This window comes from Bradyrhizobium manausense (assembly GCF_018131105.1).
Taxonomy (GTDB): Bacteria; Pseudomonadota; Alphaproteobacteria; order Rhizobiales; family Xanthobacteraceae; genus Bradyrhizobium; species Bradyrhizobium manausense_B.
Genome location: NZ_JAFCJI010000006.1, coordinates 49,051 through 65,354 on the forward strand (window position 1 = coordinate 49,051; position 16,304 = coordinate 65,354).

General features: G+C 64.8%; 12 protein-coding genes. 10 read left to right on the top strand and 2 right to left on the bottom strand.

Annotation, left to right across the window (positions count from 1 at the left end; all coding sequences use genetic code 11):
* Positions 1-362 precede the first annotated feature (362 nt).
* The 6 genes from rfaD to JQ631_RS30300 all read left to right on the top strand — a co-directional run bounded on the left by rfaD (position 363) and on the right by JQ631_RS30300 (position 8,287).
* The gene (gene rfaD / locus JQ631_RS30275; protein WP_212333215.1) at positions 363-1,343 is read left to right on the top strand and encodes an ADP-glyceromanno-heptose 6-epimerase; all 981 of its coding nucleotides are present in this window, start codon (positions 363-365) and stop codon (positions 1,341-1,343) included.
* A 12-nt stretch (positions 1,344-1,355) separates the two neighbouring features.
* Positions 1,356-2,840, top strand: coding sequence for a D-glycero-beta-D-manno-heptose-7-phosphate kinase (rfaE1, locus tag JQ631_RS30280; RefSeq protein ID WP_212333217.1), 1,485 nt, complete (start codon positions 1,356-1,358; stop codon positions 2,838-2,840).
* Positions 2,837-4,123: an O-antigen ligase family protein gene (locus tag JQ631_RS30285; RefSeq protein WP_349645031.1), complete on the top strand. Its 1,287-nt coding sequence runs from the start codon at positions 2,837-2,839 to the stop codon at positions 4,121-4,123. Before rfaE1 ends, JQ631_RS30285 begins: the two co-directional genes overlap by 4 nt.
* Before the next feature lie 83 nt (positions 4,124-4,206).
* Positions 4,207-6,120, top strand: coding sequence for a nucleoside-diphosphate sugar epimerase/dehydratase (locus tag JQ631_RS30290; protein WP_212333219.1), 1,914 nt, complete (start codon positions 4,207-4,209; stop codon positions 6,118-6,120).
* Between the two features lie 2 nt (positions 6,121-6,122).
* Positions 6,123-7,343 carry a glycosyltransferase family 4 protein gene (locus JQ631_RS30295; protein ID WP_212333221.1) on the top strand — a complete coding sequence of 407 codons (1,221 nt, stop codon included), beginning with the start codon at positions 6,123-6,125 and terminating at the stop codon, positions 7,341-7,343.
* Complete coding sequence (locus JQ631_RS30300; protein WP_212333223.1) at positions 7,340-8,287, top strand: NAD-dependent epimerase/dehydratase family protein; 948 nt, start codon at positions 7,340-7,342, stop codon at positions 8,285-8,287. The genes JQ631_RS30295 and JQ631_RS30300 overlap by 4 nt, the downstream gene beginning before the upstream one ends.
* Here the strand turns inward: JQ631_RS30300 and JQ631_RS30305 are convergent.
* Both JQ631_RS30305 and JQ631_RS30310 read right to left on the bottom strand, forming a co-directional pair.
* Positions 8,275-9,282 (bottom strand): MraY family glycosyltransferase, encoded by a 1,008-nt coding sequence (locus JQ631_RS30305; protein ID WP_349645032.1) that lies wholly within the window; start codon positions 9,280-9,282, stop codon positions 8,275-8,277. The two genes, JQ631_RS30300 and JQ631_RS30305, sit on opposite strands and share 13 nt — an antisense overlap.
* Positions 9,279-10,238: a lysylphosphatidylglycerol synthase transmembrane domain-containing protein gene (locus JQ631_RS30310; RefSeq protein WP_212333226.1), complete on the bottom strand. Its 960-nt coding sequence runs from the start codon at positions 10,236-10,238 to the stop codon at positions 9,279-9,281. Before JQ631_RS30310 ends, JQ631_RS30305 begins: the two co-directional genes overlap by 4 nt.
* 428 nt (positions 10,239-10,666) lie before the next feature.
* Here JQ631_RS30310 and JQ631_RS30315 point away from each other — a divergent pair, with 428 nt between their 5' ends.
* From JQ631_RS30315 to murJ, 4 genes are all read left to right on the top strand, one after another.
* A complete protein-coding gene (locus JQ631_RS30315) occupies positions 10,667-12,079 on the top strand; it encodes a mannose-1-phosphate guanylyltransferase/mannose-6-phosphate isomerase (RefSeq protein ID WP_212333228.1) in 1,413 nt (470 codons plus the stop codon).
* Between the two features lie 182 nt (positions 12,080-12,261).
* Positions 12,262-13,266 (top strand): Gfo/Idh/MocA family protein, encoded by a 1,005-nt coding sequence (locus JQ631_RS30320; RefSeq protein WP_212333229.1) that lies wholly within the window; start codon positions 12,262-12,264, stop codon positions 13,264-13,266.
* A gap of 34 nt (positions 13,267-13,300) precedes the next feature.
* Positions 13,301-14,452 (top strand): DegT/DnrJ/EryC1/StrS family aminotransferase, encoded by a 1,152-nt coding sequence (locus JQ631_RS30325; RefSeq protein WP_212333230.1) that lies wholly within the window; start codon positions 13,301-13,303, stop codon positions 14,450-14,452.
* Positions 14,453-14,499: 47 nt separating this feature from the next.
* Positions 14,500-16,026: a murein biosynthesis integral membrane protein MurJ gene (gene murJ / locus JQ631_RS30330; RefSeq protein WP_212333231.1), complete on the top strand. Its 1,527-nt coding sequence runs from the start codon at positions 14,500-14,502 to the stop codon at positions 16,024-16,026.
* Positions 16,027-16,304: the final 278 nt, after the last annotated feature.

Sequence of the window (16,304 nt, forward strand, 5' to 3'; positions counted from 1 at the left end):
CGCTCTCGGCCCATAGGTAAAGCTGGCAGAAGCTCTCTCAAAAGCGGCGACGGAGGGCCAGCACCTCAGGGAGAGTTATCTCTTAGGCGGGGCCACGTACCAATGCAGCGTTAGAAGAGCTGAGAAGGCCCCGGACAGCGCCAGGATAATCGCAGAAGCGATCGAGTATTTGCGAAGCCGCTTCGCTCGCCCGGTCTGAATAATAAACATCACTCGACAATACACGCTCTGGTGAATGGCGGTACCTCTAAGTTCCACCAATGAGATGGGGAGACGCGCGCAGGGGCCAAAACCGCTTACACTTTGGCAAATGATGCGCTACGGCAGGTATTGGGCCGCAAAAATCGGGCAGGGTGGTTGGAATGTTGCTGGTGACCGGCGGGGCCGGTTTTATCGGATCGAATGTCGTCGCCGCGCTCAATGATTCGGGCCGGAGCGACGTCGTGGTCTGCGACCTGCTCGGCAGCGACGGCAAATGGCGCAATCTCGCCAAGCGTCAACTTGTGGATATCGTCCCGCCGGCTGAGCTGCCCGGCTGGCTGAAGGGCCGCAAGCTCGACGCCGTGATCCATCTCGGGGCGATTTCCGAGACCACCGCAACCGATGGCGATCTCGTGATCGAGACCAACTTCCGCTTTTCGATGCGCCTGCTCGACTGGTGCACGGCCAACGCCGCGCCGCTGATCTACGCGTCCTCGGCCGCGACCTATGGCGACGGCGCGGAAGGTTTTGACGACGATGCCTCGCTGACGGCGCTGAAGAAGCTGCGGCCGATGAATCTCTACGGCTGGAGCAAGCAGCTGTTCGATCTCGCGGTCGCCGGGCGCGCAGCGAACGGCGATCCGCTGCCGCCGCAATGGGCTGGGTTGAAATTCTTCAACGTGTTCGGCCCGAACGAATACCACAAGGGCACGATGATGAGCGTGCTGGCGCGCCGCTTCGACGACGTCAAGGCGGGCCGGGTCGTGCAGCTGTTCAAGTCGCATCGCGACGGCATCGCCGACGGGGATCAGCGCCGTGATTTCATCTATGTCGACGACGTCGTGCGCGTCATCACCTGGCTGCTGGCGACGCCCGCGGTGTCCGGCCTGTTCAACGTCGGCACCGGCAAGGCGCGGAGCTTCCGGGAACTGATGCTGGCTGCCTATGCCGCGCTCGGCACGAAATCCAACGTCGAATACATCGACATGCCCGAGCAGATCCGCGGCAGTTACCAGTATTTCACCGAGAGCAAGGTCGATCGTCTCCACAGCGCTGGCTATAACGGGGGCTTCACGACGCTCGAGGACGCGGTGAAGGCCTATGTCGGGGATTATCTCGACCGGCCCGACCGCTTCCGCTAAGGCCACAACACCATGCCGACGCCCATTCTCGATTTCGACGCTCTCGCGCAAACCATCTCCGGCCGCACGGTGCTCTGCGTCGGCGACATCATGCTGGACGAGTTCGTCTATGGCGAGGTGTCGCGGATCTCGCCCGAGGCGCCGACCCCGGTCATCGCGGCCCGGCGCAGCGAGATCCATATCGGCGGCGCCGGCAACGTCGCGCGCAACATCGCTTCGCTCGGTGCGCGCTGCGTCTTCGTCGGCCTTGTCGGCGAAGACGATGCAGGCGCGCGGCTCAAGGCCGCGCTGGCGGACCATCCCGGCATCGAAAGCGCGCTGGTGTGCGACCCGTCGCGCCCTACCACGCGAAAAGTCCGCTTCGTCTCCGAGCATTTCTCCACGCATATGCTGCGCGCGGATTGGGAGCAGGCGGTAGCGGCGTCCGACGAGGTCGAGACCAGGCTGATCGAGGCGATCCTGCCGCAGATCGCGCGCGCCGATATCGTGCTGCTGTCCGACTACGCCAAGGGCGTGCTGACGGCCCGCGTGATCCGCCACACCATCGATGCCGTGCGAAAGCTCGGCAAGCCCGTGATCGTCGATCCCAAGAGCCTGAACTGGGCGATCTATCGCGGCGCGACGCTGCTCACGCCCAATCGCAAGGAATTTGCGGAAGCGACCCGCAGCCGCGCCGACACGCCGCAGAGCATCGTCGATGCCAGCGAGGACGTGCTGCGGCTCGCCGATTGCGAAGCTATTTTGGTGACGCAAGGCGAGCACGGCATGACGCTGGTGCCGCGCAAGGGCGAGCCCGTCCATGTTCCCGCCTTCCCCGTGAAGGTGCGCGACGTCTCCGGCGCCGGTGATACGGTCGCCGCCGCGCTCGCGGTGTCGCTCGCGGCGGGTGCGGATTGGGACACGGCGTTGCGCATGGCAAGCGCGGCCGCCGCGGTCGCCGTCGGCAAGCAGGGCACCGCCAGCGTGAGCGCGGATGAGCTGCGTCGAAAAATCCTGCCGCATGCCACTCTTGCGGCCGAGGAGAAGGTTGTGAACGCGCCCGACGCGCTCGAGGCCCAACTCGCCGAATGGAAGCGGGAAGGGTTGCGCGTCGGCTTCACCAATGGCTGCTTCGACATCCTGCATCCCGGTCACGTCAAGGTGCTGACCGCGGCGCGTGCGGCCTGTGACCGCCTGATCGTCGGGTTGAACAGCGACGCCTCGGTGCGGCGGCTGAAGGGCGCGGACCGCCCGGTTCAGGATGAACGGGCGCGCGCGGAGGTGCTGGCCGCGCTCGAAGCCGTCGATCTCGTCGTCATCTTCGAGGAGGATACGCCGATCAACCTGATCACGCGCATCACGCCGAGCGTGCTGGTGAAGGGAGGCGATTACACCCGCGAGCAGGTGGTCGGCCACGAGATCGTCGAGGCCGCGGGCGGGGTGGTCGTGCTGATCGACATCCTCAAGGGCTTCAGCACGACGGCGCTGGTTCATCGCGCGCGGGGGGAGATCAAGTGACGGCACTTGCGCAGGAGACGACTGCGCAGATGCTGTGGCGGCGTTTCCGCAGCCCGACAGCCTGGGGCGAGACGGTCGACCTGTTCGCGATCCTCACGGTGGCCTCGCTGCCGTGGTCCACGTCGCTCACGGCGATCTTCAACGCCATCCTCCTGGTCTGCATGGTGCCGTTCCTCGACATCAGGGCATTCCTGCAATCGCTGACGCGTCCGATCTGCGCGGCACCGATCGCGCTCGTGCTGCTCGCGGTGGTGGGGACATTGTGGTCGGACGCGGCCTGGGGCGCGCGCCTCTATGCGCTCAGTCCCACCGTCAAGCTGCTCGTGCTTCCCGTACTGCTCTACCATTTCGAGCGCTCGCCGCGCGGGCACTGGATGTTCATCGCCTTCCTGGTGTCGTGCGCGCTGCTGTCGGTGATGTCGTGGCTGGTTGCTTTTTATCCCGGCCTGTCGCTGAAGCCTTATGATCCGCTCGAACGCGGCATCTTCGTCAAGAACTACATCGACCAGAGCCAGGAATTCGCGCTATGCGCGGTCGCGCTTGCCTATCCCGTGATGATGCTGTTGCGCGAGAAGCGCTATCTGTTCGCCGGGCTGCTGTCCGCGCTCGCGCTTAGCTTTCTGGTTAACATGGCCTTTGTGGTGGTGTCGCGCACCGCGCTGGTCACGGTACCCATCATGCTCGGCGTCTTCGCGCTGCTTCATTTGCAGTGGCGCAGTATCGCGATCATCTCCGCCGCGCTGATTGCCTGCGCCGCCATCGCCTGGCAGGCGTCGCCGCAATTGCGCAAGACCGCCAACACGTTTTCGCGGGACTACCAGCTTTACACTCAGGAGAACGTCCCGACGTCCATGGGCGAACGTCTCGAATATTGGCGGCACGCCGTTCGGTTTTTTGTGCAAGCACCGCTTGTGGGGCATGGTACCGGCTCCTCGCAAGCGCTGTTCGAGAAAGCCGCGAAGGACCCCTCATGGGTTCCGGGCGTCAGGGTGTTTCCGAATCCGCATAACCAGACGCTGCATGTCGCCATCCAGTGGGGCATCGTCGGCATCGTCGTTCTCTATGCGATCTGGATCTCTCATTTTCTGATGTTTCGCGGCGAAGGATTTGCGAAATGGATCGGCCTCCTGGTGGTGGTACAGAACGTCTTCACCTCGATGTTCAACTCCCATCTGTTCGACTTCCACGAGGGCTGGATGTATGTGATCGGCGTTGGCGTCGCCGGCGGCATCGTGATCCGGGCACAACGGGCCGAGGCGAAGGTGGGGGAAGTCGGTTCCTGAACGGCCGCGTGGCTGGCATGTCTGATTGAGATGGGCTATCAGCGCGGACAGATTGCACTCACGGGGCTTTTATCGGTCGGCGGATGACGCGTCTTTCGCATCTCACTTTGCGTAATTTCATGATTGCGCTCCACGACCTGCTGGCGACGACAGCGGCGCTGTTCGTGGCTTTCTATCTGCGTTTCGAGGGTGGCGACGGCTTCTACGACCGCCTGCCGCTGTTGTATCAGATCCTGCCTTATTTCCTCGCCTTCAGCGTGGTCGTGTTCTTCATCTTCAATCTGACCACGACGAAATGGCGCTTCATCTCGCTGCCTGACGCGATGAACATCATCCGCGTCGCGACCGTGCTTACAGTTGCGTTGTTGGCACTTGACTACATTTTTGTCGCCCCCAATGTCCGCGGAGCCTTCTTCCTCGGCAAGGTGACGATCGTCCTCTACTGGTTCCTCGAGATATTCGCGCTCAGCGCCTTGCGGGTCGCCTATCGCTACTTCCGCTACACGCGGGTGCGACGCCATGCCCGCACCGAGGATGCCGCCCCGACGCTGCTGATCGGTCGCGCCGCGGATGCCGAGGTGCTGCTGCGCGGCATCGAGAGCGGCGCCATCAAGCGAATCTGGCCGGTCGGCGTGCTGTCGCCGTCGGGCTCCGATCGTGGCCAGTCGATCCGCAACGTGCCGGTGCTGGGCGGCATCGACGACATCGAGGACGTCGTCGCCGACTTCGCCAAGCGCGGCAAGGCGATCGTGCGCGTGGTGATGACGCCGTCCGCGTTCGAGCCGGAGGTCCATCCTGAGCAGATCCTGATGCGGGCGCGTAAGCTGGGTGTGATCGTCAACCGGATGCCCTCGCTCGAGAGCGGCGATACGCCGCGGTTGACGGCCGTCGCGGTCGAAGATCTCCTGCTGCGGCCGAGCGAGAAGATCGACTATGCGCGCCTCGAGACTCTCATCAAGGGCAAGGCAGTGATCGTAACCGGCGGCGGCGGTTCGATCGGCGCTGAGATCTGCGAGCGTGTTGTGGCCTTCGGCGCCGCGCGCGTGCTGATCCTGGAGAATTCCGAGCCGGCACTCTACGCCGTCACCGAGGTGCTCTCCGCGCGGGATACGGGGGCCACGATCGAGGGCCGGATCGCCGACATCCGCGATCGCGAGCGCGTCATGCGCCTGATGGCCGAGTTCAAGCCCGACATCGTGTTTCACGCGGCGGCGCTCAAGCACGTGCCGATCCTCGAGCGCGACTGGAGTGAGGGCGTCAAGACCAACATCTTCGGCTCAATCAATGTCGCCGATGCGGCGTTGGCCGCCGGCGCGGAAGCCATGGTGATGATCTCCACGGACAAGGCGATCGAACCGGTGTCGATGCTGGGTCTGACCAAGCGTTTCGCCGAGATGTACTGCCAGGCGCTCGACCATGACCTTGCGGCAGGGGGCGGCGCCGGCAAGCCGCCGATGCGGCTGATTTCGGTCCGGTTCGGCAATGTGCTGGCCTCGAACGGCTCGGTGGTGCCGAAGTTCAAGGCCCAGATCGAGGCCGGCGGCCCGGTGACGGTGACGCATCCCGACATGGTCCGCTACTTCATGACCATCCGTGAGGCCTGCGACCTCGTGATCACGGCTGCGACGCATGCGCTGGGAACGCAGCGTCCTGACGTCTCCGTCTACGTGCTCAACATGGGCCAGCCGGTAAAGATCGTCGATCTCGCCGAGCGCATGATCCGTCTCTCGGGCCTGCAACCCGGCTACGACATCGAAATCGTGTTCACGGGGATGCGGCCGGGCGAGCGCCTGCACGAAATCCTGTTTGCTTCCGAAGAGCCGACTCGCGAGATCGGCGTTGCCGGCATCATGGCCGCCCAGCCGAACGAGCCCCCGATGCAAACGCTGCGCAAATGGATCACGGCGCTCGATCAGGCTATCGCGCGCGACGACCGGGCGACCATCAGGACCATCCTGAAAGATGCGGTCCCTGAGTTTGGGTCGACTGCGGCCTGACCATGCAGCCTCGAGGCAAGATCGTCGTCGCGAGCCAGCATTACCCGCCGGACCCGAGCACGACCGCCGCGATCATGGCCGAGATCGCCTGCCGTCTGGCCAGGGAACATGAGGTCATGGTGCTGTCGGGCTCACCAGGCGCGTTGCCGGCCTCGCAGATTGGACCCGACAAACCGCGCGTAATCTCCATCAAGAACCGCATGGCGGGAAAGGCTGCGCTGGTCCAGCGCGGCCTCTCCGAGTTGCTGTTCGTGCTGCGCATCTTCGTCGCACTGTTGCGGCGCTTGCGGCGTGGTGACGTCGTGCTCACCGTTACGGCGCCGTTCGTGCTGCCTTATGCAGTGGCGGCCGCAGCGTGGCTAAAGGGCGCGCGCTCGGCGCTGATCATGCACGATCTGTTCCCCGACGTGCTGGTGACGGCAGGCCTGCTGAAGCCGCGCTCGATCGTGACGCGCGTGATGCGCGCTGCCAACAGCCTGATGTTCCGCGCGCTCAATGCCGTTGTTACCATCGGCCGCGATGCCGAGCCGCCGCTGCTCAGCTATTCCGGCATGACACGAAACAAGATCCGCTTCATCCCGAACTATGCGACACTGGTGCCCGCGGCTCGGCCGGTGACATCGGACAATCCGTTCCGCAAGACCATCGCAGCGCGCTTCGTCGTCGGGCTATCAGGCAATCTCGGTTTCACCCACGATCCCGAGATCGTGTTCGAAGCGGCACGCCTGCTCAAGGACGAGCCGGACACTCACTTCCTGCTCTCGGGCTGGGGTATCGGCTTTGATCGGCTGAGACAGTTGCAGGCGGATGCGAACCTGCCCAATGTCTCCTTCGTGGCGCGGGTCGAGGATGCCGAGCTCGAGGCGTTCCTGACTGCCGCCGACCTCTGGATCATCCCGTACCGAAAGGACGTCGCCGGAGTGTCGGTGCCGAGTCGGTTCTATAATCTGCTGGCCGTCGGCCGCCCGGTCGTGCTGGTCTCCGAGCCTCAGGCCGAGGCTGCCATGACGGTGGTGGAGAACGGGCTCGGCTGGGTTGTGACGCCGGGCCGAGCCGATCAGCTCGCCGCGGCGATTCGTGCGGCGTCCACGTCCCGCGACGGCGCTTTTGCCGAACGTGCGGTGAAGGCGGCATCGAGGTTCGATCGCAGCGTTGCGATGAACGCCTATGCCGCCCTGATCGACGAATTGTTGCGCAACCCTAACCTCAGGGAGCAACGATGAGCGAGAACAAGCGGGTGGTGCTGGTCACGGGAGCGAGCGGTTTTGTCGGCCGTCACCTCGTGCCTGACCTGGTGCGCGAGGGATGGTCGGTTCGCCGGGCGGTCCGCAGCCCGGAAGGTCTCGATGACGAGGTCGTCATCGAGACGATCGGCCCGGACACCGATTGGAGTGCCGCGCTCGAGGGCGTCGACGCCATTGTTCATCTCGCCGCGCGCGTGCATCACAAGCACGAGGAGCACGCGGTCCAGCTCTATCGCAACGTCAACATCGCCGGCACGCTGCATCTGGCACGCGCTGCGGCGACCGCCGGCGTGGGCCAATTCATCTTCGTCAGCACCGTTCTCGTGCATGGCCGCAGCAATGAAGGCCGCGCGCCGTTCAGCGAGGACGACGTCCTTACGCCGCGCGGCCTCTACGGCATGTCCAAGGCGGCGGCCGAGGCGGGCCTGCGGACACTGGCGCGCGACAGCGACATGAAGATTTCGGTGGTCAGGCCTCCGCTGGTCTACGGCGCGGGCGCCAAGGGAAATTTCGCGCTGCTGACGCGCGCGGTGAATTTGGGGGTGCCGCTGCCCTTTGCCGCGATCCGCAACCACCGCGCTTTCCTGGCCGTGCAGAATCTCTCGTCCTTCATCCTGCGCCGGCTGGCCCATCCGGATCCCGCGAGCAATTTTGATATATTTCTTGTGGCCGACAGGGAGCAAGTCTCGACGCCCGAATTCATCGAGCGCCTGGCGAAAGCCTCCGGCAAAAGCCCGCGGCTGTTCGGCATGTCGCCCGAATTGCTGGGCACGTTGTTCGGTCTGCTCGGCCGGCAGGACACACATGACAGCCTGATCGGCTCGCTCGAACTCAACGTCTCCAAGGCAATCGCGACCGGATGGCAGCCGGAGATCTCGCTCGACGAGGGTCTGCGCCTGGCGCTGGCGGCTCAGGATGCCTGAAGGCGGGAGAACCGCCGCATCACGACCACAACCGCGATGGCGCTCGTCAGAAGCGTGATCAACGTGACTGTCATCGACCCGGCGCGGACGGTGAGAATGGCAAGCGCCGCCAGCATGAGGTTGAGCCCAAACACGTCGCCGATGACGCGCGGAACCGAAAACCCGTTATCGGTGGCGCGCTGATAGAAATGCGAGCGGTGCGCCGACCAGAATTGCTCGCGCCTGGCGACGCGGCGGAACAATGTGATGGTGGAATCCGCGAGATAATAGGCGGGCAGCAGCAGCGCCGCGGCGGGTTGTCCGTGCCAGGCGAGCTCGAGCAGGCACCAGCCGAGCAGAAGGCCGATCGGCAGGCTGCCGACATCGCCTAGAAACACTTTTGCGACCGGCTTGTTGAACGGCGCAAAGCCTAGCATCGCGCCGCAAAGGGCGGTTGCGATCAACACCGCCGGCCATGACAGTTCGCCGAGCAGTCCGAGCAGCAGCAGCGCGGCAGTGACCGGCACCACCTCTGCCACCGTCATGAGATCAAGCCCGTCCATGAAATTGACGAGGTTCACGAACCAGATTCCGGCGAGCAGGATCAGGCCGCGTTCCAGCGCCAGCGGCAGGGCCGAGACGATGCGCGCATCGTCAGGCGCTGTGAAGACGACAGCGCTGACGCAGGCGGCTTGAAGCACGAGCCGCACCAGGACCGGAAGTGAAACGATGTCGTCGGCGAGCCCGACCAGCGCAATCACGATTGTTGCGATGACCAGCGCCGGGGGGATCGCAACGTTGACCCAGGCTGCCCACGCCAATGCGACGACGAGCGTCGCCGATACCACTGCGATGCCCGCGCCCTGCGGGGTCGGGATGCGATGCGAGGAGCGCGCGTTCGGTCGCGCCAGTGCGTAGCGCTGGAGCAGGGGACGGCAGGTCCAGGTGATGAGAGCCGACGTCAGCGCGGCGATCGCAACGGCAAGCAGCGAGGTCACGATCGTGGGCGTGGTCACTCCGGGACCCCGAGGTGCGCCGAGCCCTGCGCGGCTTTTTCCGCGCTGAGGATCCAGACCAGGCCGCCGAATGCGCCGACGATGAACGAGACCGCGCCGAACAGCAGCGAGATGTTGACGCCTTCATTGGCAGCAAGCCCGGCGAAGCCGAAGGCCAGTCCCATGCTCGCCTCGCGCACGCCCCATCCGGCGATCGAGATCGGCATCAGGGTGATCAGCATGACCGGCGGTACCAGCAGGAAGACCTGGGCGAACGTGACCGGCGCTGCTATCGACTGCACCACGCACCAGGCAATGACGACGGCCAGCACGTGAACCAGCAGCGACAGGACCGCGATCGCGGGTCCGCGGGTGCGGCTGAAGATCACGCGGTTGGCGATCACGGCGCAGGCGTGAATGTGGTGGGTGGCCCACCACGTCTTCAGCCACGGCCATTTCAGCGCGCCGAAGATCAGGAAGCCGATGCCGCCGGCAAGGGCCGCGAAGTCGACGAGCAGCAGCGCCGAACGACCATGCGGATCGGTGATCAGCTGATAGCTCCATGGCAGGCTCGCGACGATGAGGATCGCGAGCGCGACGAGGCCGATCGCGCGATCGACGAAGATCGAATAGGTCGCCGCACGCCATCCTGCGCCGGCGCGCGCCACCAGCCAGAGCCGGACCGCGTCGCCGCCGATCGCGGAGGGCAGCGTCTGGTTGAAGAACGAGCCGATCACGTTGTAGCGCATGGCGCGACCGAGCTCGAGCGGCGCACCGCATTCGGCACTGATCTCGCGCCAGCGCAGCACGCCGACGAAGATTTGCAGGAACGTGATCGCGATCGCCATGCCGATCCAGAACAGGCTGGTCGCGGTAAAGCGCGACAGCAGCTCGGTCAGGTCGACCTTGCGCAGCGCCAGATAGAGCAGCGCTGCGGAGATCAGAATTTTGGCTGTCGACAACAGGATTCGGCGCATCTCGCCCGCGGGGTTTGCTAAGATTGAGGCAACCCGACGCACGGCGCCGAATTCGGCCGCTTTGGTATGGTTTTGGCGTCGATCTTGCAATAGCTGTGATCGGCGGCGGAAGGTTATTGCGAGCCCCTCGATACCGGCCAGGGCGGTGCCCCGGGCAGGCTTTGGGGATCGCTTGGGAACAGGATGACGGATCGATTTTGGTCGCGCGACCGGCCGGTTTCACAGGCTTTCACGTCGCACTGTTCGCGCATGTTTCTGCCTGGAAACGTCATCATGACCGGTCCGCCGATCCGGCTCCTTGATCAGGGCCAAATGCGCCGCGGCGTCACCTATCTTGACGCCGCGACCCGTGTAGTATCCAAGCCGATCGCACAGGGTCCACAATTTTGTCACCCGGTATCAGGGCGACTTCAAGGTTTGAGATGACGATGGACAAACGCATTATCCCCCTGATCATGTGCGGCGGCGCCGGCACGCGGCTGTGGCCGGCTTCGCGCGAGGTGCGCCCGAAACAGTTCCTCCCGCTGTTCGGCGCGCGTTCGACCTTCCAGGACACGCTGCTGCGCGTCTCGGACGGTACGCTGTTCGATCGCCCCATCGTCATCACCAACGCCTCCTATCGCTTCATGGTGCTGGAGCAGCTCGCCGAGATCGGCATCGAGGCCGACGTGATACTCGAGCCGATGCGCCGCGACTCCGGGCCCGCGATCGCCGCCGGCGCGGCATTCGCGCAGAATCGCACCAATGAAGCGATCGTGCTCGCGCTCGCCGCCGACCACGTCGTGCAGGACAACGCCGCCTTCGTCGCGGCGTGCCGTGAGGGCCTCGCGGCCGCGAGCACGGGCCGCATCGTCACCTTCGGCGTCAAGCCGGAACGGCCGGCGACCGAATACGGCTATATCAGCCCGGGCGAGGTGATATCGGGCGAGGTGCACGCGGTTGCGCGCTTCGTCGAGAAGCCGGATGCGGTGAAAGCTGCCGACTACGTCAATTCGGGCTACCTCTGGAACAGCGGCAACTTCATGTTTCCTGCGGCGCTGCTGCTCGACGAATACGGCAAGGTGGATGCGGCGAGCGTGGAGGCGGTGTCCAGCGCGGTGGCCGGCGCGGGGCGCGATCTCGGCTTCGTCACACTGGAACCGCAGGCGTTCGGTGCGGCCAAGGCGATCTCGATCGATTACGCCGTGATGGAGAAGACTTCGCGCGCGGCGGTGGTGCCGGTGTCCTGCGGCTGGTCCGACGTTGGCTCCTGGCGCGCGGTGTGGGAGCTGTCCGACAAGGATGCGCAAGGCAACTCGGCGCACGGCACCGCCGTGTTCGAGGACTCGCGCAACTGCAACGTCACGACCGATCATGCGCTGGTCGCGCTCGAGGGCGTCGACGATCTCGTCGTCGTGGCGACTGCGGATGCCGTTCTCGTCTCGCGCCAGCAGGATGCCAACGGCTTGAAGCGCCTCGTGACGAAACTGAAAGCGGTCGCGCCGAAGGTCACCGAGGAGCATCTCAAGGTGCACCGCCCCTGGGGCAGCTACCAGTCGGTCGACAATGGCGAGCGCCATCAGGTCAAGCGCATCGTGGTCAAGCCGGGCGGGCGACTGTCGCTGCAGAAGCACCACCATCGCGCCGAGCACTGGATCGTGGTCCGCGGTGCGGCTCGGGTCACCGTCAACGAGACCGTGAAGACGGTGCACGAGAACGAGTCCATCTACATTCCGATGGGCGCGGTGCACCGGATGGAGAACCCCGGTAAAATCATGCTGGAACTGATCGAGGTTCAGACTGGAAGCTATCTCGGGGAAGACGACATCATACGGATTGAAGACGACTATCAAAGGTCGTAACCAGCAAACTCCGAATCACGCTATCCGGGCTCCACAAGCCCGCACTTTGCGGCTTAAGGCCCGGAGAACGTGTAACTTTTTGAATCAAATCGTGTCCGGGCAATCAGGCCGGCATTCGCCACATCTGTGGCACCCGTGCTAGAAGCGGCCCGGGGATTTGCGGTGAATCGGGGTTCGATCAGATGAGTTCCATGGGATCACAACCGGCTAAGGCCGGCTTGCGCGTCGGCGTCGTCGGCGCAGGCGTGATGGGCAGCAACCACGCGCGAGTGCTCGCCGGTCTGCCCGGCGTCAGCCTTGTTGGGGTGGTCGATCCTTCGCCCGCGCATCGCGCGCGCGCGACCGAGCTTGCCAACTGCAACAGCTTTGAAACGCTCGACCGGCTCCTCGCCGAGGGCGTCGATGCCGTCACCATCGCAGCGCCGACCCATCTGCATCACGAGGTCGCGCTCGCCTGCATCGCCAAGAACATCCACGTGCTGGTCGAGAAGCCGATCGCCTCGACGGTCGAAGAGGGCCGTGAGATCGTCGCCGCCGCGCAGAAGGCCGGCGTCACGCTGATGATCGGCCATGTCGAGCGTTTCAATCCGGCGGTTGCCGCGGTCAAGCAGGCGATTGCAGGCGAAGACATTCTCTCCATCGCGATCACGCGCGTCGGTCCGTTCCCGCCGCGCATGTCCAATGTCGGCGTCGTCATCGACCTCGCCGTGCACGACATCGATCTGATCCGCTGGTTCACCGAATCCGACATCGTCGAGGTGCAGCCGCAGCTGTCGAGCGCGGTCGCCGAACGCGAGGACATCGCGCTGCTTCAGTTCCGTACCGCCAGCGGCGTGCTCGCGCACATCAACACCAACTGGCTGACCCCGTTCAAGGCGCGGAGCGTCACGGTCGCGACCCGTGGCAAATACGTGATGGGCGATCTGCTCACGCGCCAGGTCACCGAATGTTTCGGCTTCAAGCCTGACGGCAGCTATTCGATGCGGCATCTGCCCGTCGGCCATGACGAGCCGCTGCGAGCGGAGCTGATCGCCTTCCTCAAGGCCGTGCGAAACGGCGAGACGCCGGCTGTTACCGGCGACGAGGGCGTCGCAAGTCTCGAGATCGCGACGCAATGCCTCGAGACGCCGTCGCGGCCCGCAGCGACGGCGCCCGCCCGCAAGGGCCCGCGCCGCGTTGCCGGCTAAAACCCTTTCCATGTCGACCATTCAAGAAGGTGCCATGAACCAGCATCTGCGATCCGAACCCATTCCTTTCATCGACGTCGCCTCGCAGCGCCGCCGGCTCGGCGCGGAGCTCGATGCCGCGGTCAAGCGCGTTCTCGACCATTGCCAGTTCGTTAACGGCCCGGAGGTCATCGAGTTCGAAAAGCAGCTTGCCGCCTATTGCGGCGCCAAGCATGTGATCGGCTGTGCCAGCGGCACCGATGCGCTGCTGATGATCCTGATGGCGAAGAATGTCGGGCCGGGCGATGCCGTGCTGTGCCCGTCCTTCACGTTCATTGCAACCGCGTCGCCGGCGGCACGGACCGGCGCGACGCCTGTTTACGTCGACGTCGACGAAACGACCTTCAACATGAGCCCGGAGTCGCTCAAGCGCGGCATCGCGACTGCACGCAAGGCCGGTCTCAAGCCCGTCGCGGTGATTCCGGTCGATCTGTTCGGCCAGCCCGCCGATCATGATGCGATTGCCGAGATCGCCAAGGCGGAAGGTCTGTTCGTGATCGACGACGCCGCGCAAGGGTTCGGTTCGAGCTACAAGGGCCGCAAGCTCGGCACCTTCGGGCTCGCCACGGCAACCAGCTTCTTCCCCGCCAAGCCGCTCGGCTGCTTCGGTGACGGCGGCGCGATCCTCACCGATGATGACGAACTCGCCGCGACGCTGCGCAGCATCCGCGTGCACGGGCAGGGCGTCGACAAATACGACAACGTCCGCCTTGGTCTGACCGGCCGGCTCGACACCATGCAGGCTGCGATCCTGATCGAGAAGTTGAAGATCTTCGACGACGAGGTTGCCGCCCGCAACAAGGTTGCCGAGCGCTATGCGCGGGGCCTCTCGAAGGTCGTCACCGTGCCGCGTCTGGCGCCCGGCAATACCTCGGTCTGGGCGCAGTACACGATCCGTCTGCCGAAGGGCGTAGACCGCGACGGCTTTGCCGCTGCGCTCAAGGCTCAGGGCGTGCCGACCGCGATCTATTACGGCAAGTCGATGCATCAGCAGACCGCCTATAAGCAGTATCCCGTCGCCGAGGGCGGCCTGGCTGCTTGCGAAAGCCTGTCGCAGGACGTCATCAGCCTGCCGATGCATGCCTATTTGACCGAAGCCGATCAGGAGCGAATCGTCGCGGCCGTGCACGGCGCGCTCGCGGGCTGATCTGCCCTGATTTTGCAGCGGGCCGTCTCTTCCTCTAGAACAGGCGCATGCTCGGACGCATCTTCACGGTCGGTGGTTACACGCTGCTCTCGCGGCTGACGGGATTTGCCCGCGACATCATGCTCGCGGCGATCCTCGGCGCCGGCCCGGTGGCCGACGCCTTTTTCGTGGCGCTGCGGCTGCCCAATCATTTCCGCGCGATCTTCGCGGAGGGGGCCTTCAACGCCGCCTGGGTGCCGGCCTATGCCCATGTCCATGGCGAGCGCGGGGAGGGGGCAGCGCGGCTGTTCGCCGACCGCATTTTCACGCTGCTGCTGGCCTCACAGGTATTCCTGCTGATCGTCGCCTGGCTGTTCATGCCGCAGGCCATGAGCCTTTTGGCGCCCGGCTTTTCCGACGACGCCGAGCAGCGCAGGCTCGCGATCGAGCTGACCCGCATCACCTTTCCCTATCTCCTGCTGATCACGCTGGTGACACTCTATGGCGGCATGCTCAATGTGATGCAGCGCTTTGCCAGTGCCGCCGCCGCGTCGATCTTCCTCAACGTCGCGATGATGATGACGCTGGCGCTCGCCGCCTGGTTTCCGACGGCCGGCCACGCCGCGGCCTGGGGCGTGCTGATCTCGGGCTTCCTGCAATATTTCCTGCTCGCGGGCGACCTCGCACGTCATGGCGGCCTGCCGCGCTTCGCGCCGCTGAGGCTCGATGAAGACGTCCGCGGCTTCTTCAAAGCGCTCGGACCTGCGACGCTGGGCTCGATGGGCACGCAGGTCGCGCTGTTCGCCGACACCATCATCGCGACCTTCCTGCCCGCTGGGGCGCTGTCGGCGCTGTACTACGCCGACCGTCTCAATCAATTGCCGATCGGCGTCATCGGCATCGCCATCGGCACCGTGCTGCTGCCGGAAATGTCACGGCGGATCACGGCCAGCGACCACGACGGCGCGATGAAGGCGCAGCGCCGTGCCTTCGACTTCACACTGCTGTTCTCGGTTCCTTTCGTCGCGGCCTTCCTCACTGTGCCCGACGAGATCATGCGTGCGCTGTTTGCGCGTGGCGCGTTCTCCAAGGCCGACGCGGTTGCCGCAGGCAGCACGCTCGCGGCTTACGCCATCGGCTTGATTCCCTTCGTGCTGATCCGCAGCGCGGTCGCAACCTTCTACGCCCGCAAGGACACGGCAACGCCGGTCCGCGCCTCGCTGTCGGGCATCGCGGTCAACGTCGCGCTGAAACTCGCCTTGATGGGATCGCTCGCCCAGATCGGCCTCGCGCTAGCCACCGCCGTCGGTGTCTGGACCAATCTGCTGCTGGTGCTTTTCTTCGCCGTGCGGCGCGGCTTTCTCGTGCTGGATCGCGCCTGGCTGATGTCGCTCGCCAAATTCCTGCTGACCGGAATCATCCTCGCTGTGGCGTTCTGGCTGATCGCGCGTGTCGGCGGCTCCGCGCTGGGCACGATGCACTTCCACGATGAGGTGACGCTGGCGTTACTAGCCGTCGGGGGCACGATCGTCTACGCGCTCGCGATCCTCGTGCTGTTTGGTCGAAGCTGGCTGATCTCGCTGGTGCGCGGCTAGGCGCGCATCAATATATTCGTTGTAAGTCGCCGCCTGCTAGAACTGCGACAACCACGCGCGTCGGTTACAGGTGCAATACGCTTCTGACGCCGAACGGCCCTGGCACCATCTTTTCGATGTCGCCAGGGTCGCCCACGATCCGCCCCCCTGAAGACTCCGCGGATCGCTATCTGCTGGTAGCACCGGAGCCTCATGACGGTCTCGGGGATGAGCGTCCAGTCTGGACGCTCATGTTGTAGCGCGATCGCTGCCGGTCAATCGCTGTTGCTTGGACCTGC